Genomic DNA, 22,766 nt, shown 5'->3' on the forward strand with positions numbered 1-22,766 from the left:
CGCGTAAAACCTGACAGGTTGCTTACCGCAATATTAACGGCTGAGTTACCATATTTGTTTACGGTGTATACTGACTAATGCATGTCGCCCAAAAGTGCGCAGCGGTTTTGGGACAAACGACATGCATGAAAACAAGAGCTTGAAGTGCGTCGCATGATCCGTTCAATGCGACGCGCTTCAAGCACCGGAGCAGGATGCATGTCCGTTCAATCCGCGGCCGCAGATGTCGACGTCGATCTCAGGCAGCTCTTCGCCAGCCTTGCGAGGAATTGGCTGCGCATTCTTGTCGTCGCGCTTGTCGTAACCGGCCTGGCGTTCGCGCTCACCTGGCTCGCCACGCCGCATTACCGGGCCGAAACCCGGCTTTTGATCGAAACGCGCGAATCGGTCTACACGCGCCCTGACGGCACCAATGACAACGACAAGCCTATACTCGACGAGGAAGGCGTGACCAGCCAGGTCGAGGTCATTTCCTCGACCGACATCCTCAAGCAGGTGGCGCAGAAGCTTGATTTGTCGCGGCTGCCCGAGTTCGACGAGACGGCGGATATGCCGGCGTTGAGCCGTCTGCTTGTCGTCGCCGGCCTGAAAAGCGACCCCAACGAGATTCCGCCGGAAGAACGCGTGCTGACGAAGATGCGTGAGAAGCTCAACGTCTATCGGGTTGAAAAATCTCGCGTTATCGTCATCGAATTCTCCTCGGAAGATCCCCGGCTCGCCGCCGCAATCCCGAACGCCATCGCCGACGCCTACATCTCCGTCCAGGGCAATGCCAATATCGAATCGAATTCCGCCGCAACCGACTGGCTTGCGCCGGAGATCGCCGACCTGTCGAAGCGGGTGAAGGATGCCGAGGCCAAGGTGGCAAGCTACCGCGCCCAGTCCGATCTTTTGATGGGCGGCAACAATTCGGTGCTCGCCACGCAACAGCTTTCCGAACTGTCCAGCGAATTGTCGCGGGTGCGGGCCAATCGCGCCTCGGCGGCAGCGACTGCCGACAGCGTGCGCAGGGCGCTGCAGAATGGCAGCTCGCTGGATGCGGTGCCGGAGGTGCTGTCGTCCGGACTGATCCAGCGGCTGCGCGAGCGGCAGGTCGAGCTCAAGACCAACATCGCCGACCTTTCCACCTCCTTGCTCGACAATCATCCGCGTATCCGGGCGCTGAGGTCGCAGCTTGCCGATCTCGACCGCCAGATCCGCAACGAGGCGGAAAAGATCATGACAGGGCTGATGACGCAGGCGCAGACCGCCCAGGCCCGCGAAAACCAGCTTGTCGCCGACGTCAACACGCTGAAGGCCGCATCGGCGCGCGCCGGCGACCAGCAGGTCGAACTGGACGCGCTGCAGCGCGAAGCGACCGCCCAGCGCCAGCTGCTCGAAACCTATCTCACCCGTTATCGTGAGGCGTCTTCGCGCAAGGACAGCAACTATCCGCCGGTCGACGCCCGTGTCTTTTCCCGCGCGGTGGCGCCGTCCCAACCCTACTATCCAAAAATCCTGCCGATCATCGGTGCGGCCTTCGTCGGCTCGCTGCTGGTCATGGCGATCGTGACGCTTCTGCAAGAGCTGTTTTCGGGTCGCGCCATGCGGCCGGCCGCCGGCGCCCGCTTCGAGCGGATCGAACAGGTCGCGATGCCGGTTGCCCACGAACCGCCCAATCACGAACCGTCCGATCACGAACCGCCCGATCACCAGCCACCCAATCAGGAACCGGCCGATATCGAAGACCTTGGGGATCGGACGGCGGACGTCCAGGCAGAGCCGCAAGCGGCTGCCGCGGCGCCAGCAACTGGCCCGGCAACTGGTGACGACGTCGGGCCGGCGCGCCGCAGCCTTGGCGAGGTCGAAATCGACAAGGCGGTGGAGAAACTGATCACAAGCGGCGCGGCACGCGCCATATTCGTGTCGCCGGAAGGCGACGAGGCGGCCGCCTCGGCGGTGCTGGTGGCGCGTGAGGTTTCCGACACCGGCCTGCGCGTGCTCCTGCTCGATCTCACCGCTTCGGGCGCCGCCTCGCGACCGACGCTGGACAGCAGGCTTTTCCCGGGCATCACCGATCTGCTCGCCTCCGAGGCGCAGTTCAGCGACGTGATCCATGCCGATCTCTATTCGGACTGCCACGTCATTCCCGTCGGCAACGCCGATCCGGTTCGCGCCATGCGCGCCGCCGACCGGCTGCCGATCATCATGCAGTCGCTGACCACCGCCTACGATCTGGTCGTGGTCGAATGCGGACCCACCGACGCGCAAGGCATCAGCCGCCTTGTCGGCGAGGGCACAGAAGTCTTCCTGTCGCTGCTGGAGCCGAACGACGAGGTGGCGCAGGCCGCGGTCGAGCTGATCGAGAGCGGCTATCCCGACCTGACGCTGGTGACGCCGGTCGGCCATCAGACGCCAGGGACGCCGCTACCCGGACGGCGCTCCGCCGCCTGAGACAGTTCGATAATTCTCTTGAACGCGCGGCGATGAGAGTTTGCAGCCGCGGGCGATAACGCGGTCTGCTTTCTCCCCTTGTGAGGCAATCGCGCAGGTCGGCGCCGCCCCTCATCTGGCTGCCGCCATCTTCTCCCCGTATAGTGACGGGGAGAAGGGCGCCTGCGCAAAGGATTTCGCCAATATCCGGCGCTGCAAAAAACGCGCCGAGGGTGGGGCCAGCCCCTTCTCCCCGTTCACAGGGAGAAGATGCCGGCAGGCAGATGAGGGGCGGCGCCGACATCGACAGTTAATCTCAAGTGGTGCCAGCTGCATCGCCGGCTCAGCGTTCAGCTGTCGTCTTCGCTCGCCGCAGGTGCTGCCTGCCCGGCCGTCTTGCGGCGCAGCATCTTGGTCAGCTTCCAGATCGTCGGGCTGTTCTTGACGAAGGCTTTCAGGCGTGCGCCCTGCCGCAGGACAAACACCAGCGCGCGGCCTTTTGTCGTCAGCGGAACCAGGACCTCGAAATGCCGGGTTTCGATATCGCACCACAGCCGCTTGTAGGGTTCGTCGCCGACCGAGAAATCATAGACATCGAACCCCTTCTCGCAGGCTTCCTCGATATTGTCGAAGAACAGGAAGTCGCCGGGGCTCGCATGGGCGAGGTCGTCGTCGGCGATCGCTCCGAATTCGCAGATCAGGCGTTTTCCCGAGCGGCTCGATCCGGTGACGGCGCGAAGCTTGCAGGCGACTTCGAGCCCATGCAGCACGAAGGACGGCGTGTCGTCGGAGAGCGCTTCGACGAACAAGGCGCGGAAGAAAGCACGAACCTGTGGCTCGCCGAAGACGTTGGCGATGCCCATCTTGCGGAAGCGGAACTCCTTCATCTCGAAAAACGCATCGAGCAGCCTGTTCACCTCGTCCGCCGTCCGGGCCTCGATGCGGCGGTGGCTGCCGACGGCCCCAAACTTGCGCGCCTGCGAGCGGTGCCTCTTGCGCCTGCGCTTGCCGTTGGCGCGGGAGAGCAGGGCATCAAAACCTCCCGCCAGGTCGACGGCCAGCGACAGGTTGGGGCTGGGAAAATGCGGGAGGGACAGAAGCGGATTGGCAACGCGGTCGAGATCGGGCAGCAGCCGTTCCAGCGAGACGAGGTCGATGTCCGGCCGCGCCCTGGCGATCGCCGCCAGCATCGAGCGGATCGCCGCGCCATCCGCCCTGGTCAGCCAGGACGGGTCGGCGGCGGCGAAATTGCCGTTGGCATGGCGGCCGCCCATGAAACGGGCGACGCGTAACGGACCGCGGCTGGTGACTTCCAGCGCCAACCAAAAAACCGGCCGGCCGTCAGCGCTCAGCGTCGCCAAGACGGTGTCCGCTTCGGCATGTCTGGCCCAGTTCAGGATCCAGGCCGGGCTCTGCGCCGGCGCGAACAGCGCCGAACCGCAGAACTCGGCATAAGCCGCAAGTGCCGCACCGTCGGCGACCGACACCGACAGGCCGGCATGATCCGCAGGCACCGCGCGCGGCGCCGCCTGCATGGCCTCGAGCCGATTGCCGTCAAATGACGCGGTGGCGTCAACCATACCTCAATCCTTTAGGGCGTATTCACCGCGATTGGGGCGCGCATAGGCGCATTTCGTGCTTGGATGAGCCTAGGCGCAAAAGGTGAATGAATGATCGACGGGGGTGAGGCAATCCGGAAGCTGGCGCTCAACGTCGTGCGCTATACCGGTCTTGCCCCGCTGGCCAAACCGTTCGTCGGCGGCATCGGCGCCATCCTGATGCTGCATCGGGTAACCGCCACGCCGGAAAAGCCTGATAGTGTCAACCGGCATCTCAACATCGCGCCTGAGTTCCTCGACGCTGTCATCGCCGACATGAAGGCGCACGGCTATGCATTCGTCACCCTGGACGAGGCGATCAAGCGCATCAAGGCCGGCGGCAAGGGTGGCCAGTTCGCGGCGATCACCGCCGACGACGCCTACCGCGACAACATGACCGAGGCGCTGCCGGTGCTGGAAAAGCACGGCGCGCCGATCACCATCTATGTCGCGCCGGGGCTGATAAACGGCGCCGCCGATCTATGGTGGGAGGTGGTCGAGGACATCGTCAGCGCGCGCAACCGGCTGGTTTTGACGACACCGAACGGTCCGGTGACGATCGACTGCTCGACCCCGGGCAAGAAAATCCAGGCCTTTGCGCGCCTGCACGATTATCTGACGCTGGAGGTCCGCGAGGAGGACCAGCGCGCGGTGCTGCGCGAATTGGCGCGGTCGAACGATATCGAGTTGGGCGCGCGCCAGAGCCTGTTGATGAACTGGGACGAGATCCGCGCCACGGCAGGGCATCCGCTGGTGACGATCGGCGCGCACACCGTCAATCATCGCAATCTGAAGCGGCTTTCCGAAGCCGATGCGCGGCACGAGGTCGACGGCGTCAGGCGCATATTGCAGGCCGAACTCGGCGAGGCGCCGCGCCATTTCGCCTATCCCTATGGCTATGCCAGTGCCGTTGGCGACCGCGAAGTCGGCTTTGCCCGCGACGCCGGCTATGTCTCGGCGGTGACGACACGCCACGGCGTGTTGCGCGCCAAACATGCCGGCTTCCTGCACGCGCTGCCGCGTATTTCGGTCAACGGTCGCTATCAGAGCGTTGCCCATATCCGCACGATGCTGTCGGGCGTGACGACGCCGCTGGCCAATGCCGGCAAGATGCTCGTCACCATCTAGTGGTCTGACACTCCGGTGGACGGCAAACCCTTTGGCGGCTTCGGCCAATTCCGGTCGTTCGCGGCATCTTCACTCGTTCGCTGCCTCGGCCAGTCGGCATGAGACACACACGCATCCCCGGGGGGGCACGACGTAGCTCGTCCTAGTCTCTGAAGCGCAGACCTTCCAGAAGCAGGCTGAAGGCTGGCGATGGCTGCCGCCGGCTGGGGTAGTAAAGATAGTAGCCGTCGAACGGCTCGCACCAGTCTTCAAGGACACGGACCAAAGCTCCCTCGGCCAGCAACGCTGCTGCGCGGTCCTCGACCAACAATGCAATGCCATGTCCTGCGACGGCGGCAGCAAGGATAAGTTCGATATTATTGAACGTCAGCTGACCGTCGACTTTGACCTTCAGCTCGCGCCCGTCCTTCCCGAACTCCCAAGCGTAGATGCTCCCGCTCACCATGCGGAGATTGATGCAGGAATGCTTCGCCAGATCGTGAGGCGCCAGCGGCCGCCCGTGCTGCGCAAAGTAGGCCGGAGAGCCAACTGCGGCCATCCGTAACCTGGGTCCGATCCGAACCGCGATCATATCCTTCTCTAATCGTTCCCCAAGGCGAACGCCCGCGTCGTAGCGCTCGGCGACGATGTCGGTCAGGCCCGACTCGATGTTGAGTTCGACCTGAATATCGGGATGCGCGGCTGTAAGCCGATTGACCACCGGCCAGAGGACCGTTTGAGCAGCGAGTTCCGACGTGGTGATCCGAATTGTGCCGGCCGGTCGCTCGCGCAGTTCTGTCAGCGCGGCAAGCTTGGCGTCGATGTCGTCCAGCGCAGGACGGAGGGTCTCGACCAGCCGCTCGCCAGCCTCGGTCGGCGCAACACTGCGCGTCGTGCGGGTCAGCAGGCGCAGGCCCAGCTTGGCTTCCAGCCGCCGCATCGCGTGGCTGAGCGCCGACTGGGAGATGCCAAGCTTTGCAGCTGCTCTGGTGAAGCTCTGTTCTTCGGCGACTGCCAGGAACATTGCCAAACTGCCCAGATCCTCACGTCGCATGCCGGTCACTCCGCTGTTGATGACACGGAGTCATAAGCCCATGCGACTTGCCCTGTCTAATCGCTAGGACACGGAGGGCATATCTTCTCCGGATGGAAGGCGCTGCGATGTCGACCACCAGCGAGAGGACGATCATGCAGAAACGAACATTAGGGCGGAACGGTCTGAGCGTATCGGCAATTGGTCTCGGCTGCATGGGCCTGAGCTACGGCTACGGGCCGGCCACCGATCGCGGTGAGGCCATCAAGCTCATCCGCGCTGCCCATGATCGAGGCGTCACGTTCTTTGACACCGCCGAGGCCTATGGCCCTGGCATCAACGAGGAGGTTGTGGGCGAGGCGCTTGAGCCTATTCGTGACCAGGTGGTAATCGCGACCAAGTTCGGCTTCAAGGACGGCATTCCGGCGAATGGTCTCGACAGCCAACCTGAGCGAATCCGACAGGTCGCGGACGAGGCGCTGAAGCGTCTGCGAACTGATGTGATTGACCTATTCTATCAACACCGGGTCGACCCGACTGTGCCGATCGAGGATGTCGCCGGCACCGTTCGCGATCTCATCGCCCAAGGCAAGGTCCGACACTTCGGTCTGTCGGAGGCCGGCGCCGAGTCGATCCGCCGCGCCCATGCGGTTCAGCCGGTCGCCGCGCTTCAGAGCGAATATTCGCTATGGTGGCGCGAGCCCGAGAAAGAAATCCTGCCGACGCTCGAAGCGCTTGGCATCGGCTTTGTGCCGTTCAGTCCTCTCGGCAAGGGCTTCCTGACCGGCAAGATCGACCCGAACACCGCCTTCGGTGAAAGTGATTTCCGCCGCATCGTGCCACGCTTCTCGCCCGAGGCGCTCAAGGCGAACCAGGCACTCGTCGATCTCATCGAATCGATCGCTTCGGCCAAAGGTGTGACCCCCGCGCAGATCGCTCTCGCTTGGCTACTCGCCCAGCGTCCCTGGATCGCGCCGATCCCCGGCACCACGAAGCTCCACCGGCTGGAGGAGAATCTCGGCGCCGCGGACGTGGAACTGACGGCTGACGATCTCGCCCGCATCGAGCGGACGCTCGCCAGCGTCGACGTGAAGGGCGATCGCTACCCCGCCTCGCTTCAGCGCTTCGTCAACCGCTGAACCGCGCCTGATACCCAAAGCTAGCGAGACCATCGATAAGAAATCCCCCTCGGATCGAGACGAATCCGAGCCCCGAAGAAAGGACGATTGAGATGACAGCCGAACGCATAACATTGAGACGACGTGGTTTTCTGGGAGCAGCGGCAACTCTCGCCGCTGCGCCACTGCTCGCAGGAACGGGTTCGCAGGCCTTCGCTCAGGCAACTGGTTCTGGCAGCGAGAGCGCAGCCCGGGCGAGCGGGCGGCGAAAGCTGGGCCAGCTGGAAGTCTCGAGCGTCGGCCTCGGTGTCCAGAACATGCGCCGGACCTACCAGACGACGGTCCCCACCCGACCCGAGATGCTGAACATCATCCGAGCTGCCCACGACCATGGCGTCACCTTCTTCGACACCGCCGAGGCCTACGGGCCGCATGAGTGCGAGCGGATCCTCGGCGAAGCCATCGCGCCGTTTCGCGACCAAGTTGTGATTACCTCGAAGTTTGGCTGGAACATCGATCAGGAGACGGGCGAACGTCGGCCGGGGCTCATCAGCCGCCCGGACCACATCAAACGCGTGGTCGGGGGCATGCTCAAGCGCCTTCGCACCGACCGCATCGATCTCCTTTATCAGCACCGCGTCGACCCTGAAGTGCCGATCGAGGACGTCGCCGGCGCGATCAAGGACCTGATGACGGAGGGGAAGGTTCTGCATTGGGGCCTTTCCGAGATGGGCCTTAAGACGCTGCGTCGTGCTCATGCCGCATTACCTGTCACCGCAGTTCAGAACGAATACTCGATGCTGTGGCGCGGGCCTGAGAAGGAAGTCATTCCACTTTGCGAAGAGCTAGGCATCGGCTTCGTGCCCTGGAGCCCGCTTGGGGTAGGATTCCTGGCCGGCGCCATCGATGCCAGGACCCGATTTGCCGAAGGCGACATCCGCGGGATCGAGTCCCGTTTCTCGCCGGACAACTTGCCACACAATCTGGCACTGGTGGAGCTGGTGAAGAGCTGGGCCGAACGGAAGCAGGCCACACCGGCCCAGATCACGCTTGCCTGGCTGCTGGCGCAGAAGCCGTGGATCGTGCCGATCCCCGGGTCGACACAGATGCCGCACATGATCGAGAACATCGGCGCGGCCGAAGTCCAGTTCACGCCCGCAGAAGTGGCGGAGCTCAATGCAGCCGTGGCCACGATCGAGATCAGGGGCGCGCGCCTTCCTGACCAAGTGCTGGTCTTCTCGGGCGTGGAAGCGCCTCCGAAAGTCTGATCGCATTCACTGGCCATAACGAGAGCCCTGGATGATTTCGACTACAACCATCTCGCGCCGGCAGGCCCTGCAACGCTCACTCCTGCTGCCTTTGGTGGCGGGAGTGAGTTCGGCGGCGGCAAGCGCTGAACCTGCTGCGGCCGGTCGCAGCGCCACGGTCCTGGTGGCCTACTTTACCCGGACCGGCAACACGCGCCTGATCGCCACCCAGATCGCCCGCGCACTCGAAGCAACGCAGTTTCAGATCGTGCCGGCGGCGGCCTATCCGGAAGACTACGAGGCACAGGTCGCGCAGGCAGAGGACGAACGGCAGCGCGGCTACGAGCCGCCGTTGCAGGCGACGGTGCCGGATCTGAGCTCCTATAAGACCGTGTTTCTGGGCTTTCCGATCTGGGGGATGACCGCGCCTTCCGTCATCCGCTCGTTCCTGTCGCAGCACGACCTTTCGGGCAAGACGCTGGTGCCGTTCATCACGCATGGTGGCTATGGGCTCGGCAACAGCCTTGCCGTGGTCGCCGAGCATGCACCCGGCGCTCGTCCGATCGAAGGGTTTTCCAAAGAATGCGACCAGGAGCGCGAGACGCTTCGAGAGGTCACACAGTGGCTCGGGAGCGTCGAGATACGCCGGTAGCCTTGGCTGCAAACCCTGGGCGTCGCGATCCGAGGCACCGACCAGATAAGGACTGAACAACATGACCCAAGGGATTCAAGGCAAAGTCGTCGTCATCACCGGCGCCAGCAGCGGCCTCGGTGAAGCGGCAGCACGGCGGCTTGCCGCAGATGGAGCCAAGCTGGTGCTTGGCGCTCGCCGCATCAATCGTCTCCAGGCGCTCGCAACAGAGCTTGGTCTAGATAGGGAGGCGGTCGTCCAGATCGACGTCACCCAGGTCGATCAGGTTAGGAGCCTCGTTGACCACGCGGTGCAAACGCATGGCCGTCTCGACGTCATCATCAACAATGCGGGGCTCATGCCGCATTCGCCGCTGGAGCGCGGCAAGGTCGACGACTGGGACCGCATGATCGACGTCAACATCAAGGGCGTTCTCTACGGCATCGCGGCGGCACTGCCGCATATGACCAAGCAAAAGAGCGGCCACATCATCAATGTGTCCTCCGTTGCCGGCCACAAGGTTGGAAAGGGCGGTGCCGTTTACTCCGCCACCAAGCACGCCGTGCGGGTGATCTCGGAGGGGCTGCGCCAGGAGGTCAAACCCTACAACATCCGGACCACTGTCATCTCGCCTGGAGCTGTCGCCACTGAGCTGCCCCAGAGCATCACGGAAGCTGATGTCGCCCAGGGCATCAAGCAGTTCTATGAGGCCGTTGCGATCCCTGCCGACAGCTTTGCCCGCATGGTGGCCTTCGCCATGAGCCAGCCGGAGGACGTGGACGTCAACGAAATCCTGTTCCGGCCGACCGGCCAAGAGCTCTGACTTCATCCAGCTACAGAGAGACGCGCAACATGAAAAGCCTTTCAGCCTCCCTGGTGGCGGCAACACTCGCGGCCTCGGCCGCAGACGCACAGGAACGTCCTGCAGGTCGGATTGCACCCCCGGACGTCTATGTCGTAGCACCCGGTCTTGGGGACTACACCGACAATCTCCTGTTCGGCGATGTCTGGCTGCGTAAGGAGCTCGCGCCCCGGGACCGGAGCATTGTTACGGTATTGGCGCTGATCGCCTCAGGTCGCATCGCGCAGGTGGGCGGACATGTCAGCCGGGCGCTGGACAACAGAGTCACGCCAGGGGAGATTGGCGAGATCATCACCCATCTCGCCTTCTACTCGGGCTGGCCGAACGCAATTTCCGCAGTTCAGGCGACAAAGGACGTGTTCGACCGGCGCGGCATCGGCGAAGTTGAGGCAAGCACGGCCGGACCACTTGAGCCCAACGCCGCCGCCGAAGCGGCGCGAGCCGCTACTGTTGACGACACGGTGGCGCCGGTGGCTCCCGCACTGGCGGCCTACACCAATCGGGTGCTGTTTGGCGATCTTTGGCGCCGGCCGGGCCTTTCCGGGCGGGATCGCAGTCTTGCCACCATAGCCGCGCTTCTCGCTTCAGGGGACGTTGACCAGTTGCCATTCCAGGTCAAGCAAGCGCTGGACAATGGCCTGACGCAGACGGAAATCGCTGAGGTTCCCACCCACCTGGCCTTCTATGCAGGGTGGCCGAAGGCGATGGCAGCGATGCCTGCCTTGCGCACGGCCTTCGCGGAGCAGGCTGCCCGCGGGTCTTCCGGCGCAGCAATCCGTGTGCAGAAATATGATCCCGCCAAGTCAACGACGGGATCGTCAGATCACTTTACCGGCTCGGTTCGAGTTGAGTCGTCGTTCAAGGCTGACGAGACGGCGCGCGTCGGCGGCGGAACGGTTCATTTCGAGGCCGGTGCCAGAACGCGTGGCATACCCACCCCTTGGGCCAGACGCTAATCGTCACCGCCGGCAAGGGTCTTGTCCAACAATGGGGAGAGCCGATTGAAGAGATCGAGCCCGGCGATGTCGTTTGGATCCCGCCCGGCGTGAAGCACTGGCATGGTGCTAGTCGCACGGCCGGCATGACGCATGTTGCCGTTGCCGAGGCACTGGACGGCAAGGCCGTCGAGTGGCTGGAACATGTAAGCGACGCACAGTATCCCAAGTGAGAAGACTGCTGGCTCTTTTCGTTGCTTCGCGGAATGCGCCAAATGAACCGGCCTGCAGTCTTGGTGATGGTGGGGAAACGGCTCATCTGCCCGCGGCGGCGCTCGGTCTGCTTGGGCCGATGATGGCGACCGTCATGCGCTTTGCCGCCAGCGACGTGACTGAAGGAGTGGTTCCCGAATCCGGCCACTGGATCATGGAAGAGAATCCAAGGCGATGATCGTTATCGTCCGTGAGTTCCTCATTCCAAGTGACCTCAACCCGAACTTTGGAGAAGCTTGGCCATTCGGTCCTTTATCCCGCGTCCGATGATTCCACAGCTCAGGTGCTACCCAGTCCCGTTGTTTAGCTGCCTAGCTAGCACCGGCTTTGTTATGCGGATCTGAGTCTGATGGTCGGCTCATGGACGCTTAGCAGACGAGCAACCCGACCGGGGCGAACTGCCGCTTCTGGCGCCGCCGGCGCGTTCCGATCGGCGACACGGAAGGCAGAAAACCACCTGAGCTGCCCTACACCTCGGGTAGCAAGCGTCAGGCTTTCACCGCGGCGGCGAGCGAGCCTCAGTTCTTCGGCCGCGGCGGCTCCAGGATCAGCCATTTGATGATGCCCATGGCCGGCAGCACCCAGAGCATGCCGCTGAGCAGGAAGAACAGGAAATGCGCCCACGGTCCCGATTCCGCCAGTTGGGCAACCGCCACGATCGATGCGACCAGCGCATAGACGATGACCAGCGCCACCAGCAGGATTGTTCCGATCAGCTTTTTCAGGCGAATGGGCATTTCGCGATCCGGTTGATGCCTATCGCTTAGGCCCAACGGAAGAGGCACGCAACAGCCAAGAAGCGGCGCGACGGCGTGCCGCGCTGTCCGGTCTTGCCAGTTGGATTGCGATGGTTCACCAATCCGCGACTGCAACCTGCCGGGACAAGACCATGGCTGCCATATCAGCTGCCGCGCCTTTCGTGGCCCGCGACCGCGACCTGCGCAACCGGGCGCTGGTACGCGGCTGGCTCTACGTCGTGCTCCTGGTGCTGTTTGTGCTGGTGCTGGTCGGCGGCGCCACCAGGCTCACCGAATCCGGGCTTTCGATCACCGAATGGAAGCCGATCCACGGCGTCATCCCGCCGCTCAACGACGCCGAATGGCAGGAGGAATTCCAGCGCTACCAGCAGATCCCGCAATATGCCGAACTCAACAAGGGCATGAGCATCGAAGCGTTCAAGTCGATCTTCTGGTGGGAATGGCTGCACAGGATCCTGGCGCGCGGTGTCGGCTTGGTTTTTGCCGTGCCGCTGGTGTTTTTCTGGGCGACGCGCCGCATCGAACGCGGTCTTGGTCCGAAATTATTGGGCATTCTTCTTCTCGGCGGCCTGCAGGGCGCGATCGGCTGGTGGATGGTGGCGTCCGGGCTGGTCGACCGGGTCTCCGTCAGCCAATACCGGCTGGCGACGCATCTGACGCTGGCCGCGCTGATCTTCACCGCGACCATGGTGGTCGCGCGTGGATTGGCGCCGCACTCCGAGCCCGCGGCCGACCGCTCGACCCAGCGTCTGGCCGGCTTTCTGGTGCTGCTGGCGCTGATCCAGATCTATTTCGGCGGGCTGGTCGCCGGGCTCGATGCCGGCCTGAGCTACAACACCTGGCCGCTGATGGACGGCAAGCTCATCCCCGGCGACCTGTTAATCCTCGAGCCGGCATGGCGCAACTTCTTCGAGAGCCCGAAGACGGTCCAGTTCATCCACCGGCTCGGCGCCTACGCTATGTCAGTCGCAGCACTTTGGCACATGATCGCGACCCACCGGCGCCAGCCCGGCACCACCCATGCGCGCCGCGCGACGCTGCTGTTTGTGCTGGTGCTGCTGCAGGCCCTGATCGGCATCGGCACGCTGCTGATGCAGGTGCCGCTGCACATGGCGCTGATGCATCAGGCTTTCGCGCTTGTCCTGCTGGGCTTTGCCGCAGCGCATTGGCGCGGCACCAAAGGCGCCTATCCCATGCCCAACCAGATCGCCGTCAGAGGCTGAGCCGCACCGCCCTGATATCAGTGGCAATGGACAATTCGCGGCTTTTCTCGACCGCATTGCCGTCTTCATGATGCCATGACGCCGACAGGCAGCCATAGGCGAAGGCGTGATCCAGAATGGCTGGCGGCGTCTGGCCGAGCGTTCTGGCGAAAATCTCGGCCATGTCGGCAATCCGCCGGGGATCACGGCAAAGCTCGTCGCGGCCGAGCGGATTGTAGAACATGTTCGCCGCGTCGAAGCCGGGATCGCCGAGAACGCCCTTCGGGTCGATCGCCAGCCAGCCGCGCGCTCCCAGCATGATGTTGTCGTGATGCAGGTCGCCATGCAGCGGCAGCACCTCGACAGGATTGGCCAACAGCCGTTCCGCGGTCGCAGCCGCTTCGACGTAAAAGCTCTTTTCGCCGGCGTCGCGATCGATCTTCGCCTTGTTGAACAGACTGGAAAACCGCACCCGCAGCGGCTGAAGGTCTGGTGGGGCAGGGTGGTCGGATGGCGAGAACAGTCTTGCCATCACTTCGGCCGCGATGGCTGTAGCGGCATTGTCGCCCTGCTCGGCGAGAACCTGTGACAGCAAGGTTTCACCGGCATATTCGAGCAGCATGCAGTGGCCGTCGCGGCCGAGCAGCCGTACCGCGCCTTCGCCGCGCCGCCAGGCGAGGAAATGCTCGCCGCGCAACTCGTCTTCGACGTCGTCGAAAGCCTTGAGGGCCTTGACGACCGCCGGCGAACCGTCCTCGCGAACAACCTTCCAGATGCGGCTGCTGAACGTCTCGGCAATCAGTTCTGGCGCGCTGACCTTCCAGCGGCCTGGGAATGCCGGAGCGTCCATTCAGTGCTTGAGGCCGAGCATCAGATCCATGTTCTGCACGGCAGCACCCGAGGCGCCCTTGCCGAGATTGTCGTAGACGGCGAACAGCAGCGCCTGGGCCCTGTCGTCGTTGGCGAAGACATGGAGCATCATCCGGTTGGTGCCGTTGTAGACTTCGGGATCGATCTCCGGCACGCGCTCGAGATGCGCATAGGGCGCCACCTCGACCACGCCGCCATCGATGGCGGCGAAATGGTCGGCGATCGCCGCATGAAGCTCGGCGCCGGTCGGCACATAGTCGAGGCCGCCGAGCTGCAGCGGCACCACCGTGATCATGCCTTGCGCGAAATTGCCGACCGCCGGCTGCATGATCGGATCATGCGACAGCTTCGCATAGGTCCTGAGCTCCGGCACATGCTTGTGCTGCAGGGTCAGCCCGTAGGGCAGGAATTCCGACGCTTCCTCGCCCTTGGCGACATAGTCCTCGATCATCGGCCGGCCGCCGCCCGAATAGCCCGTAATGCCGTTGACGGTGACCGGAAAATCCGGCGGCAACAGCCCGGCCGCGACCAGCGGCCTCAGTGTCGCGATCGGCCCTTGCGGCCAGCAGCCTGGATTGGTGACGCGCTTCGCCGAAGCGATCTTGCGCGCCTGAGCCTTGTCCATTTCGGCAAAACCATATTCCCAACCTTCTGCCACGCGATGCGCGGTCGAGGCGTCGATAACCCTTGTCGTGTCGTTGCTGATCAGCGAGACGCTTTCTTTCGCGGCTGCGTCCGGCAGGCACAGGATCGCGACATCGGCGGCGTTGAGGTACTCGGCTCTGGCTGCCGGTTCCTTGCGGCGCTCGGTCGGAATCGAGATGATCTCCAGGTCGCCGCGCTCGGCAAGCAGCGCCCTGATCTGGAGACCGGTGGTGCCGTGCTCGCCGTCGATGAAGATTTTCGGTTTCATTTGCCTGCCTGAATTCCCTGATAGTTCGAAATTATATGCCACTTGCCTGGTTCAATCCGGCAACAATGTGATTGCCGTTGTTCAGCTCTTCGAGCCGGGCCTTTCGTTCCGCCAGCAGCCCGAGATAGTGCATGGCCACCGTCGACCCGGCAATTGCCGTTATATCGGCGTGATCATAGGCCGGCGCAACCTCGACGACATCGGCGCCGACGATGTCGAGCTGATTGATCTGGCGCAGCACCGACAGGATTTTTGCCGAGGACGGCCCGCCGGCGACCGGTGTGCCGGTGCCGGGGGCGAAGGCCGGGTCGAGGCAATCGATGTCGAAGGTGACGTAGGCCTTCTTGCCGCCGGTGCGGTCGACGATGGCATAGGCGATATCGGACGCGCGCATGTCCTCGATTTCGTGGCCGTACAGGATCTTGATGCCGAAGCTGTCGGGCGCATGGGTGCGGATGCCGATCTGGATCGAACGGTCGGGGTCGATAATCCCCTCCTTGACCGCGCGGCCGACGAAGGAGCCGTGATCGATGCGCTTGCCGTCGTCCGGCCAGGTGTCCTGGTGGGCGTCGAACTGCACCAGGGCCAGCGGACCGTGGATGGCGGCATGCGCCTTGAGCAGCGGCCAGGTGACGAAATGGTCGCCGCCGAGCGATAGCAGGAAGGCGCCGGATTTCAGGATCTTTGCCGCCTCGCGCTCGATCGTCCCCGGCGTTTTCTGGTGGTTGCCGCTGTCGAGCAGGCAATCGCCATAGTCGACCACGGCGAGATGTTCGAACAGATCGCGCGAGAACGGGTATTGCGGGTCGTTGTCGAGAATGGTCGAGGCGCGGCGAATTGCCTGCGGTCCGAAACGCGCGCCCGGCCGGTTGGTGACGGCGGCGTCGAAGGGGATGCCCCACACCACCGCGTCCGCGCCCTTCACGTCCTTCGAGTATTTGCGTCGCATGAACGACAGCGCGCCGGCATAGGTCGGCTCGAAGGACGCACCCGTCCTGGCTCGGGCGGTGAAGGCGTGATCGATGTTGGTGTTCGGCATGAAGCGGTCTCCTGTGCGTCGAGGCGCAACCTTATTGGATATAATTGCAACAAATGCGACCCCTTCCGAGGGCCATGGCCGTTCGAACTCGGTCACAACTTCTTGCTTGCCAGGTGAGCCCGAATGGCCAACCCGGAATTTGCGTAGATATGCATGAATACAACCGACAGTAGCCAGCCGTCCTTGCACGGGATGGTTGTCAGCCGGGGAACGCAGCAGATTTCAGCACGCCAAGCCGGCCACCGACCGCCAGGACGGCGGCATCGATCTCGGCAAGTCGAGATTGAAGAACAGCCGCTTCAGCCGGCATTGACCTGACTTTCCGGCATTTGCGAAGCCGGCTTCGTTCACTGGGCTGTCACGCGCGTCGCTTATCCGGGTTTGCATCCGGTAGGAGCGATTCTCATGCGAACGACCTGGCTGAACCTTGTGCTTGCCGCCGCCTCGGTGCTGTTCACTGGCTCGGCATTGGCTGGCGAAACACGCGCCAGGCAGATTCTTGACCGTTTCGAACACGCCAACCAATGGCGCGACCATGTCATGGTGGCGGCGCACCGCGCCGGCAGCCTGCAGGCCCGCAAGACGCTGTTTGCGGAGAACTCGATCGCCGCCCTCGAGGCATCGATCGCGCTTGGCGCCGAAATCGTCGAGGTCGATGTCAGGCGCTCGAAGGACGGCCAGTTCGTCGTCATGCATGACAGCTGGCTCGACCGCACGACGAACTGCAAGGGCGAGGTGGTCAAGCGCACGCTGGCCGAACTCAAAACCTGCAGGCTGGTGATCGAAGGCACCGGCGCCGTCACCGACGAGCCGGTTTCGACGCTGCGCGAGATGCTGATGGCGACCAGGGACAGAATCCTCGTCAACATCGACAACAAGCTCGACGTCGACAGCCTGGCCGGCATGATCGCGGTGGCGCGTGACCTTGGCATGGCCGAACAGGTGATCGTCAAGGAGAACCTGTGGAACCCGGCCAGGATCACCACTGTCAAGGCAGCCATGGGCGCGATCGGCAGCGGTTTCCAATTCATGCCGATCATTGCCGACGACGCGGTTCGCGACGCCGGTTTTGCCGAGAAGGTCAGCGGCGCCTTTTCGCCGCGCGCGGTCGAGATGATCAACTGGCGGGACGGCGCCGAGACGCTGACCGAGACCGGCGGTCCGCTGTTCAGCCCGCGCATGCGCGCCGCGGCGATAAGGGGCGGCTGGCACATCTGGGCCAATACCTACGCCATCGTCAACAAGCCGGGCGGCTTCCTTGCCGGCGGTCGCGGCGATGAACTGGCGGTGTTCGCCAGCCTGCCGCGCGAGACCTACGGCTTCTGGGCCGAACGCGGCGCCACCATCATCCAGACCGACGAGCCGAAAGCGGCGATCGACTGGCTGGCGGCAAACGGCTACCGCGTGCCCTATTCTGATGAGGCGCGCCCGGCGAATACGGCGAGCATCAATTAGTTCCTCTGCACCGTGGATTTGGTTCTTTGACCGGCGGTCGCGCTGCCGGCCGGCCTGCAACTGCCAATCTCCAAAGTCTGCGATTAGCCGTAAGCCCCCGCGCCTTCGTCATCCCAAGGCGGAGCAAGGAGCGAAGCGACGCGGCGCAGACCCTGGGATCCATTCGGTGACATCCGCCGAAGAATGCAGCGGCTCAGAATAAAAGCGCTCTGTAGCGATCCTTCGCGCCCCCCTCTGCCCTGCCGGGCATCTCCCCCACTTGGGGGGAGATTGGCCTTCATCACTGGTTTCGCCAACCACCAACCTTGCAAAAAGGGCGCTGTCCGCGAAGCTGTCAATCTCCCCCCTTGTGGGGGAGATGCCCGGCAGGGCAGAGGGGGGCGCTGTCCCGCCAGCCTTTCGATCAGGGGGAGATTGGCTCGTTGCCGCTTTCGCCAATCCTCATGCAGCCATCGCCACGCCGTCCAGCTCCCTGACGACGTCCTCCGGCAGATCGAGTTCGGCCGCGGCGAGGTTCTCCCGCAAATGCGCAACGGAAGACGTGCCGGGGATGAGCAGGATGTTGGGCGCGCGATCAAGCAGCCAGGCGAGCGCGACCTGCATCGGCGTGGCGTCCAGGCGCTGAGCGACGCGGGACAGGGTAGACGACTGCAGCGGGTTGAAGCCGCCGAGCGGAAAGAACGGCACATAGGCGATGCCGTCGCGGGCGAGTTTGTCGATCAAGGCATCGTCGCCCCTGTGCGCCAGATTGTATTGGTTCTGCACGCAGACGATCCGGGCGATCCGTCGCGCCTCTTCGATCTGTGCCGGCGTGACACTGCTGAGCCCGATATGACGCACCAGGCCCTGTCGCTGAAGCTCGGCCAGCACAGTGAACGGCGCCTCGATCGACCCTTCGGCGGGGCCATGCGCGTCGAACACAATCCTGAGATTGACGACGTCGAGCACGTCGAGCCCGAGATTGCGCAGATTTTCGTGCACCGCCTCCGTCAGCGCTTCGGGCGAGAAGGCCGGGAGCCACGAGCCATCCGCGCCGCGACGGGCACCGATCTTGGTGACGATCGTCAGATCGTCGGAATAGGCCGCGAGCGCTTCACGGATGAGTAGATTGGTGACGTGCGGGCCGTAGAAATCGCTGGTGTCTATGTGATTGACCCCAAGCGCAACAGCTTCGCGCAGCACGGCCAATGCCGCGCCATGGTCCTTGGGCGGACCAAAGACGCCGGGTCCTGCGAGCTGCATGGCGCCGTAGCCGAGCCGCTTCACGGTGCGGTCGCCGAGAGTGAACGTGCCGGAAAGGTCAATGCTGGACATGGTCTATCTCCGTTCAGGATGAGGTTGAGATAGGCGCTGTCCGATCTCACGATAATTGGGTACATTCCGCACGGGCTGTACGGAACGTCGAACAATGAAGATCGACCTCGGAGACCTCAACGCCTTCGTCGCCGTAGCGCGGGCCAAGGGTTTTCGCGATGGCGCCCGCGCCAGCGGCGGCAGTGCGTCGGGCTTGAGCGAGGCGGTGCGCCGCCTCGAGACGCAGCTCGGTGTCAGGCTGCTCAACCGGACGACCCGCAGCGTCGTCCTGACCGAAGCGGGCGCGAGCTTGCTGGCCCGGCTCGGCCCTGCCTTGACCGAGGTGGAATCGGCCCTCGACGTTGTGAATGGCTTCCGCGACAGGCCGACAGGTACGTTGCGCCTCAACGTGCCGGTCAGCGCGGCGCGGCTGGTGCTGCCCAGCATCGTCCCGGGATTTCTCGCTGCCTATCCCGGCATCCGGCTGGATGTGATCGCCGAGGAGAGCTTTGTCGACGTCCTGGCGGCAGGCTGCGATGCCGGCATCCGTTACGACGAGCGGCTGGAACAGGACATGATCGCGGTGCCGATCGGACCGCGCCTGCAGCGCTTTGCCACCGCCGCCAGCCCTGCCTACCTTGATCGCCATGGCCGGCCGCAACACCCGCGCGATCTGCTCGGCCACGCCTGCCTGCGCGGCCGCTTCGCCAGCGGGGCGATGCCGCCATGGGAATTCGAGCGCGACAGCGAGGTGGTGCGGGTCGATCCGACGGGGCCGCTTCTTGTGACCCTGGGCGGAGCGGCCGATCTCGCCGTCGATGCTGCCATCGCCGGTACCGGCATTGTCAGCCTGTTCGAGGACTGGCTTCGCCCTCACTTTAAGAGCGGTGCGCTCGAACCCGTCCTCGAACCTTGGTGGCAGAGCTTCCCCGGGCCGTTCCTCTATTATCCCGGCCGGCGTCTCGTGCCGGCGCCGTTGCGGGCGTTTATCGATTTCATCAGGGACAGCCGGACCTGAGGCCTGCGTCAGGCATGAACTGTGCCCGGCACCGTCACCCCACCGGCGCTGCGCGCCGACCTTCCCATCGAGGCCCATCGAGGGGAGGTAGGGCAGCTATAAGGCCGCCATGCAGCTATTGTCGCTGCATGATCGCCCGACCGCCATCTTCTCGGCTAGCAACCAATGGTGGTCGGCGCCATGAAGGCGATCCGCGACCTCGGCCTGTCATGCCCGGAAGACATTTTGGTCGCCCTGCTTCGACGACTTCCGTGGGCGGACGTTTTTCGCCCGCAACTCACGACCGTCGCGCAGCCGGTGCAGGCGATCGGCGAGCAGGCGGCCAATCTCATGCTCAGCCGTCTCTCCGGCAACGCCGACCCCGCGCCGCGTCGACTGGTGCTGCAGGGCAGGCTGGTCGTGCGGAACTCGTCCCGGCCTTATGCGGCGATGACGGCGAGCGCCTAGCGCGTAGCGAAGATTGCGTTTCTCCACGTCGCCCCCACTGTCTTGCCGACATCTCCCCCCTCAAGCGGTCCTCAAGCGGGGGATCGGCAGCTTCGCCGCAATCGGCCATATTTTCGAGCGTCCGCGATGGAGTGAAAGCGCCAATGACGGCCAATCTCCCCCTTGAGGACCACTTGGGGGGCGGCAGGACAGAGGGGGCGACGTGGAGAACCAGCATCATCCGGCCAGGGCAACTCGCGGTACCTGTCTGACATAAGAGTTCGCTTCAGGTTCCCCTTCTTCTCGATGCCGCTCACCCGGACGCCCGATTGACCTAACGTCCTTCCGGGCCCAAGATCGCGGAGTAGGAGTATTTGGGGGATATCATGCCGCCGATAGTGCCTCGCATGTTCGCCGTGACGCTATTTTGCCTTTCGGTCGCTGCGGGATCCGCCTCTGCCGCCGGCGGAAAGCGGGTCGCACTGGTCATCGGCAATTCGTCCTATCTGTCTGTGACCCCGCTGCTCAATGCCGCGAACGACGCAAGGGAGTTCGCCAAATTTCTGGCCGAAAACGGGTTCGAGGTCGACAATCTGGTGAATGTCGGCCGCGCGGAATTCGCCAAGGGGTTGTCCAACTTCTCGAAAAAGCTCAGCCCCGAGGACACGGCGCTCTTCTATTTTGCCGGACACGGCATGCAGTTGAAGGGCGAGAACTTCCTGCTCGGCCTGGATGCCGAGTTGCAGTCCGAATTCGACGTCGATGCCGAAACGGTCTCGCTCAATTCCATTATCGAGACGATGGAGAGAAAGGCGTCGCTGTCGTTGATCTTCATCGATGCCTGCCGAAACAATCCGATCGCGGATCGGCTGAACATAGCGGTGGAGGGCGCGACCCGCGGCGGAACCGTGAAAGGCCTGGCGCCGGTCAGTTCGACGGGATCAGGCACCATGATCGCCTTCGCGGCCTCGCCCGGTCAGGTTGCCTATGATGGCGGCGGCACGAACTCGCCTTTCACCATGGCCCTGATCGAGCATCTGGCAAGTCCTTCACTGGAGGTCGGAACGGCCTTCAAGCGGGTCATTCGGGATGTGCGCGTCAAGACCGGCAACGAACAGTCGCCGCAGATCGTCTCCAATCTGGCGGCCGAATTCTATTTCAACGAAAGCGCCCCTAGCGACGAAGCGGCTTCGCTCATGCTTGCCCAGATCGATTTCGAGAAGGCGGAGCGGATCTCGACCGCTCGCGGGTGGCAGCTATACCTGGCGAAATACCAGAGCGGCGCATTCGCCGACAGCGCGCGCGACGCCCTGCGACTGCTTCAGGGAGGATCGGAGGAGTTGGTGTCGCCGAAGGAAGCGGAAGCGAAGCTGAAGCTCACTCAGGCACAACGCAAGGAAATCCAGCTCGCGCTTGCCGACCTTGGCTACGACATCGGATCGGCCGACGGAACGATTGGCCTCAAGACACGGCGTGAGATCGCCCGGTACCAGAAGGCGATGGGTCTGTCGGAGACCGGCTACATCAACCGTGTGATGGCAAATCGCCTCGAGCTCGTCGGCATTTCCTCATCCGATTCCGTCATCTCGTCCGATGAAGCCAGATCGTTCGATCCCAACGATCTGAAGGGTCTCGAAACGGATGAGCGGGTCATTCGCGCGGCGCAATGCCTGGCCGGAAAAGAAATCATCTATGGGGAATTCGAAGGACACCTCTACGTCGCAGCCTACACCCGCAGCATACGGATCGATGCCGCCAAGCAACTGGCAAAGGGGTGCGAGGCTTACCTCGTCGCGATCGGCTCCAAGGCTGAGAACGACTTCGTTTATGATCTTTTCGCCGCGGATGACCGGATGTTCATATCAGGCTTCGACACCAGGAGCGGCTACAGCTGGAAGATCGGCCCGTGGATAGGACTTGAGCAGGCTGAGGGAGCGCGCGAGCCCCGTGGCGGCTGGGGCTGGCAGAACGGCGAGAAACTGAAATTCACCAACTGGGGGGAGGGACAACCAGGCGAGTATACCCCACATAGACAGTGGGGTACGTACCTCGGGGATAAGCTGGGAAGGGTCGACATGTCGAAGGTGGACGCAAGGGAGTGGCATGACGTGACCGAGTTCGACGCCCCCCCCAGCATGGTGCTTGAGTTTGAGTAAGGATGCCTTCCTGAAAGGGCCTGCAACCTGTCGGGTTCATGCTCTGGGCACCATTCGCTTTTGCGAGCGAGACTCCAGGCCTCCTCAGTCCGCCTGCAGATTGCGCGCGATAGGCGGCCCGACGACCAGATCCTTGAACACCGCGCGAAAGCCGGCGCGTTCCGGGGAACAGGCCGTGACGCCGACCTCGGCAATCGGCGGCCTTGCGACTTTCTGCCTTGTAGGCGCGAGCCGGGTTGTCTTTCCCGCTCCTCGGACAGTTCTCGAATGCGTGTATCGTCTGCCAGCAATCCTGTTCCACGGTGCCCGGCTTCATCGCGCCCTACTCAGACCATCGTTCCGGCGCCCGTCGGGCCCTAGAAGACTCAAGGGGCGGGAAGCTGCCCCGACCTTCTACCTGCCCTTGATGGCCCTTGATGG

17 protein-coding genes and 4 pseudogenes are annotated in these 22,766 nt (G+C 63.6%); 13 read left to right on the top strand and 8 right to left on the bottom strand.

Annotation, left to right across the window (positions count from 1 at the left end; genetic code table 11):
• The first annotated feature begins 198 nt into the window (after positions 1 to 198).
• Positions 199 to 2,433 (top strand): GumC family protein, encoded by a 2,235-nt coding sequence (locus AC0L2R_RS00800; protein WP_473507405.1) that lies wholly within the window; start codon positions 199 to 201, stop codon positions 2,431 to 2,433.
• A 329-nt stretch (positions 2,434 to 2,762) separates the two neighbouring features.
• Here the strand turns inward: AC0L2R_RS00800 and AC0L2R_RS00805 are convergent, their stop codons facing one another.
• Positions 2,763 to 3,992: a GNAT family N-acetyltransferase gene (locus AC0L2R_RS00805; RefSeq protein ID WP_473507406.1), complete on the bottom strand. Its 1,230-nt coding sequence runs from the start codon at positions 3,990 to 3,992 to the stop codon at positions 2,763 to 2,765.
• Positions 3,993 to 4,082: 90 nt separating this feature from the next.
• On the opposite strand from AC0L2R_RS00805, the gene AC0L2R_RS00810 reads away from it, so the two are divergent.
• Complete coding sequence (locus AC0L2R_RS00810) at positions 4,083 to 5,138, top strand: polysaccharide deacetylase family protein (RefSeq protein WP_473507407.1); 1,056 nt, start codon at positions 4,083 to 4,085, stop codon at positions 5,136 to 5,138.
• A gap of 142 nt (positions 5,139 to 5,280) precedes the next feature.
• Here AC0L2R_RS00810 and AC0L2R_RS00815 read toward each other — a convergent pair whose 3' ends face one another.
• Positions 5,281 to 6,171 carry a LysR family transcriptional regulator gene (locus AC0L2R_RS00815; protein WP_473507408.1) on the bottom strand — a complete coding sequence of 297 codons (891 nt, stop codon included), beginning with the start codon at positions 6,169 to 6,171 and terminating at the stop codon, positions 5,281 to 5,283.
• 134 nt (positions 6,172 to 6,305) lie between these two features.
• Between AC0L2R_RS00815 and AC0L2R_RS00820 the strand changes: the two genes are divergently transcribed.
• The 6 genes and pseudogenes from AC0L2R_RS00820 (at position 6,306) to AC0L2R_RS00845 (ending at position 11,176) form a co-directional block, all read left to right on the top strand.
• Positions 6,306 to 7,289 (top strand): aldo/keto reductase, encoded by a 984-nt coding sequence (locus tag AC0L2R_RS00820; RefSeq protein ID WP_473507727.1) that lies wholly within the window; start codon positions 6,306 to 6,308, stop codon positions 7,287 to 7,289.
• A gap of 92 nt (positions 7,290 to 7,381) precedes the next feature.
• On the top strand, positions 7,382 to 8,536 hold the full coding sequence (locus tag AC0L2R_RS00825; RefSeq protein ID WP_473507409.1) for an aldo/keto reductase: 1,155 nt from the start codon (positions 7,382 to 7,384) through the stop codon (positions 8,534 to 8,536).
• Positions 8,537 to 8,567: 31 nt separating this feature from the next.
• Complete coding sequence (locus tag AC0L2R_RS00830; protein ID WP_473507410.1) at positions 8,568 to 9,167, top strand: flavodoxin; 600 nt, start codon at positions 8,568 to 8,570, stop codon at positions 9,165 to 9,167.
• A gap of 61 nt (positions 9,168 to 9,228) precedes the next feature.
• Positions 9,229 to 9,969, top strand: a complete 741-nt coding sequence (locus AC0L2R_RS00835; RefSeq protein WP_473507411.1) for an SDR family oxidoreductase — start codon at positions 9,229 to 9,231, stop codon at positions 9,967 to 9,969.
• Positions 9,970 to 9,998: 29 nt separating this feature from the next.
• Positions 9,999 to 10,676 (top strand): annotated as a pseudogene (locus tag AC0L2R_RS00840) (carboxymuconolactone decarboxylase family protein); the annotation flags it as partial.
• Positions 10,677 to 10,721: 45 nt separating this feature from the next.
• Positions 10,722 to 11,176, top strand: a pseudogene (locus AC0L2R_RS00845) ((R)-mandelonitrile lyase).
• A gap of 558 nt (positions 11,177 to 11,734) precedes the next feature.
• Here AC0L2R_RS00845 and AC0L2R_RS00850 read toward each other — a convergent pair.
• Positions 11,735 to 11,953 carry a DUF2842 domain-containing protein gene (locus AC0L2R_RS00850; RefSeq protein ID WP_023798362.1) on the bottom strand — a complete coding sequence of 73 codons (219 nt, stop codon included), beginning with the start codon at positions 11,951 to 11,953 and terminating at the stop codon, positions 11,735 to 11,737.
• Positions 11,954 to 12,105: 152 nt separating this feature from the next.
• Between AC0L2R_RS00850 and AC0L2R_RS00855 the strand changes: the two genes are divergently transcribed.
• Positions 12,106 to 13,197 carry a COX15/CtaA family protein gene (locus AC0L2R_RS00855; RefSeq protein WP_473507412.1) on the top strand — a complete coding sequence of 364 codons (1,092 nt, stop codon included), beginning with the start codon at positions 12,106 to 12,108 and terminating at the stop codon, positions 13,195 to 13,197.
• Here the strand turns inward: AC0L2R_RS00855 and AC0L2R_RS00860 are convergent.
• Genes AC0L2R_RS00860 through speB form a run of 3 tightly spaced genes read right to left on the bottom strand, consistent with a single transcriptional unit; the run spans position 13,187 to position 15,998 of the window.
• Entirely contained in the window at positions 13,187 to 14,026 is an 840-nt protein-coding gene (locus AC0L2R_RS00860; RefSeq protein WP_473507413.1) for an aminoglycoside phosphotransferase family protein, read from the bottom strand. The two genes, AC0L2R_RS00855 and AC0L2R_RS00860, sit on opposite strands and share 11 nt — an antisense overlap.
• A complete protein-coding gene (gene argC, locus AC0L2R_RS00865; protein ID WP_473507414.1) occupies positions 14,027 to 14,959 on the bottom strand; it encodes an N-acetyl-gamma-glutamyl-phosphate reductase in 933 nt (310 codons plus the stop codon).
• Positions 14,960 to 14,990: 31 nt separating this feature from the next.
• A complete protein-coding gene (speB, locus tag AC0L2R_RS00870; protein ID WP_128246689.1) occupies positions 14,991 to 15,998 on the bottom strand; it encodes an agmatinase in 1,008 nt (335 codons plus the stop codon).
• 405 nt (positions 15,999 to 16,403) lie between these two features.
• Here speB and AC0L2R_RS00875 point away from each other — a divergent pair, with 405 nt between their 5' ends.
• Positions 16,404 to 17,453 carry a glycerophosphodiester phosphodiesterase family protein gene (locus AC0L2R_RS00875; protein ID WP_473507415.1) on the top strand — a complete coding sequence of 350 codons (1,050 nt, stop codon included), beginning with the start codon at positions 16,404 to 16,406 and terminating at the stop codon, positions 17,451 to 17,453.
• Positions 17,454 to 17,894: 441 nt separating this feature from the next.
• On the opposite strand, the gene AC0L2R_RS00880 is transcribed toward AC0L2R_RS00875, so the two are convergent.
• Positions 17,895 to 18,767 (bottom strand): aldo/keto reductase family oxidoreductase, encoded by an 873-nt coding sequence (locus AC0L2R_RS00880; protein WP_473507416.1) that lies wholly within the window; start codon positions 18,765 to 18,767, stop codon positions 17,895 to 17,897.
• A 94-nt stretch (positions 18,768 to 18,861) separates the two neighbouring features.
• Between AC0L2R_RS00880 and AC0L2R_RS00885 the strand changes: the two genes are divergently transcribed.
• The 3 genes and pseudogenes from AC0L2R_RS00885 to AC0L2R_RS00895 all read left to right on the top strand — a co-directional run bounded on the left by AC0L2R_RS00885 (position 18,862) and on the right by AC0L2R_RS00895 (position 22,346).
• Positions 18,862 to 19,764 carry a LysR family transcriptional regulator gene (locus tag AC0L2R_RS00885; RefSeq protein ID WP_473507417.1) on the top strand — a complete coding sequence of 301 codons (903 nt, stop codon included), beginning with the start codon at positions 18,862 to 18,864 and terminating at the stop codon, positions 19,762 to 19,764.
• Between the two features lie 94 nt (positions 19,765 to 19,858).
• Positions 19,859 to 20,211 (top strand): annotated as a pseudogene (locus tag AC0L2R_RS00890) (substrate-binding domain-containing protein); the annotation flags it as partial.
• Between the two features lie 365 nt (positions 20,212 to 20,576).
• Positions 20,577 to 22,346, top strand: coding sequence for a caspase family protein (locus AC0L2R_RS00895; RefSeq protein WP_473507418.1), 1,770 nt, complete (start codon positions 20,577 to 20,579; stop codon positions 22,344 to 22,346).
• A gap of 84 nt (positions 22,347 to 22,430) precedes the next feature.
• Here the strand turns inward: AC0L2R_RS00895 and AC0L2R_RS00900 are convergent.
• Positions 22,431 to 22,538 (bottom strand): annotated as a pseudogene (locus AC0L2R_RS00900) (DUF1349 domain-containing protein); the annotation flags it as partial.
• Positions 22,539 to 22,766: the final 228 nt, after the last annotated feature.

The organism is Mesorhizobium sp. WSM4820, from assembly GCF_055811075.1.

What these genes read in the sequence shown, in the direction of transcription:
- speB (WP_128246689.1), bottom strand. Translation starts at nt 15,998, where the DNA reads ATGCCGAACACCAACATCGATCACGCCTTCACCGCCCGAGCCAGGACG.
- AC0L2R_RS00895 (WP_473507418.1), top strand. Translation starts at nt 20,577, where the DNA reads ATGCCGCCGATAGTGCCTCGCATGTTCGCCGTGACGCTATTTTGCCTT.
- AC0L2R_RS00850 (WP_023798362.1), bottom strand. Translation starts at nt 11,953, where the DNA reads ATGCCCATTCGCCTGAAAAAGCTGATCGGAACAATCCTGCTGGTGGCG.
- AC0L2R_RS00875 (WP_473507415.1), top strand. Translation starts at nt 16,404, where the DNA reads ATGCGAACGACCTGGCTGAACCTTGTGCTTGCCGCCGCCTCGGTGCTG.
- AC0L2R_RS00855 (WP_473507412.1), top strand. Translation starts at nt 12,106, where the DNA reads ATGGCTGCCATATCAGCTGCCGCGCCTTTCGTGGCCCGCGACCGCGAC.
- AC0L2R_RS00805 (WP_473507406.1), bottom strand. Translation starts at nt 3,992, where the DNA reads ATGGTTGACGCCACCGCGTCATTTGACGGCAATCGGCTCGAGGCCATG.
- AC0L2R_RS00810 (WP_473507407.1), top strand. Translation starts at nt 4,083, where the DNA reads ATGATCGACGGGGGTGAGGCAATCCGGAAGCTGGCGCTCAACGTCGTG.
- argC (WP_473507414.1), bottom strand. Translation starts at nt 14,959, where the DNA reads ATGAAACCGAAAATCTTCATCGACGGCGAGCACGGCACCACCGGTCTC.
- AC0L2R_RS00820 (WP_473507727.1), top strand. Translation starts at nt 6,306, where the DNA reads ATGCAGAAACGAACATTAGGGCGGAACGGTCTGAGCGTATCGGCAATT.
- AC0L2R_RS00880 (WP_473507416.1), bottom strand. Translation starts at nt 18,767, where the DNA reads ATGTCCAGCATTGACCTTTCCGGCACGTTCACTCTCGGCGACCGCACC.
- AC0L2R_RS00815 (WP_473507408.1), bottom strand. Translation starts at nt 6,171, where the DNA reads ATGCGACGTGAGGATCTGGGCAGTTTGGCAATGTTCCTGGCAGTCGCC.
- AC0L2R_RS00825 (WP_473507409.1), top strand. Translation starts at nt 7,382, where the DNA reads ATGACAGCCGAACGCATAACATTGAGACGACGTGGTTTTCTGGGAGCA.
- AC0L2R_RS00830 (WP_473507410.1), top strand. Translation starts at nt 8,568, where the DNA reads ATGATTTCGACTACAACCATCTCGCGCCGGCAGGCCCTGCAACGCTCA.
- AC0L2R_RS00835 (WP_473507411.1), top strand. Translation starts at nt 9,229, where the DNA reads ATGACCCAAGGGATTCAAGGCAAAGTCGTCGTCATCACCGGCGCCAGC.
- AC0L2R_RS00860 (WP_473507413.1), bottom strand. Translation starts at nt 14,026, where the DNA reads ATGGACGCTCCGGCATTCCCAGGCCGCTGGAAGGTCAGCGCGCCAGAA.
- AC0L2R_RS00800 (WP_473507405.1), top strand. Translation starts at nt 199, where the DNA reads ATGTCCGTTCAATCCGCGGCCGCAGATGTCGACGTCGATCTCAGGCAG.
- AC0L2R_RS00885 (WP_473507417.1), top strand. Translation starts at nt 18,862, where the DNA reads ATGAAGATCGACCTCGGAGACCTCAACGCCTTCGTCGCCGTAGCGCGG.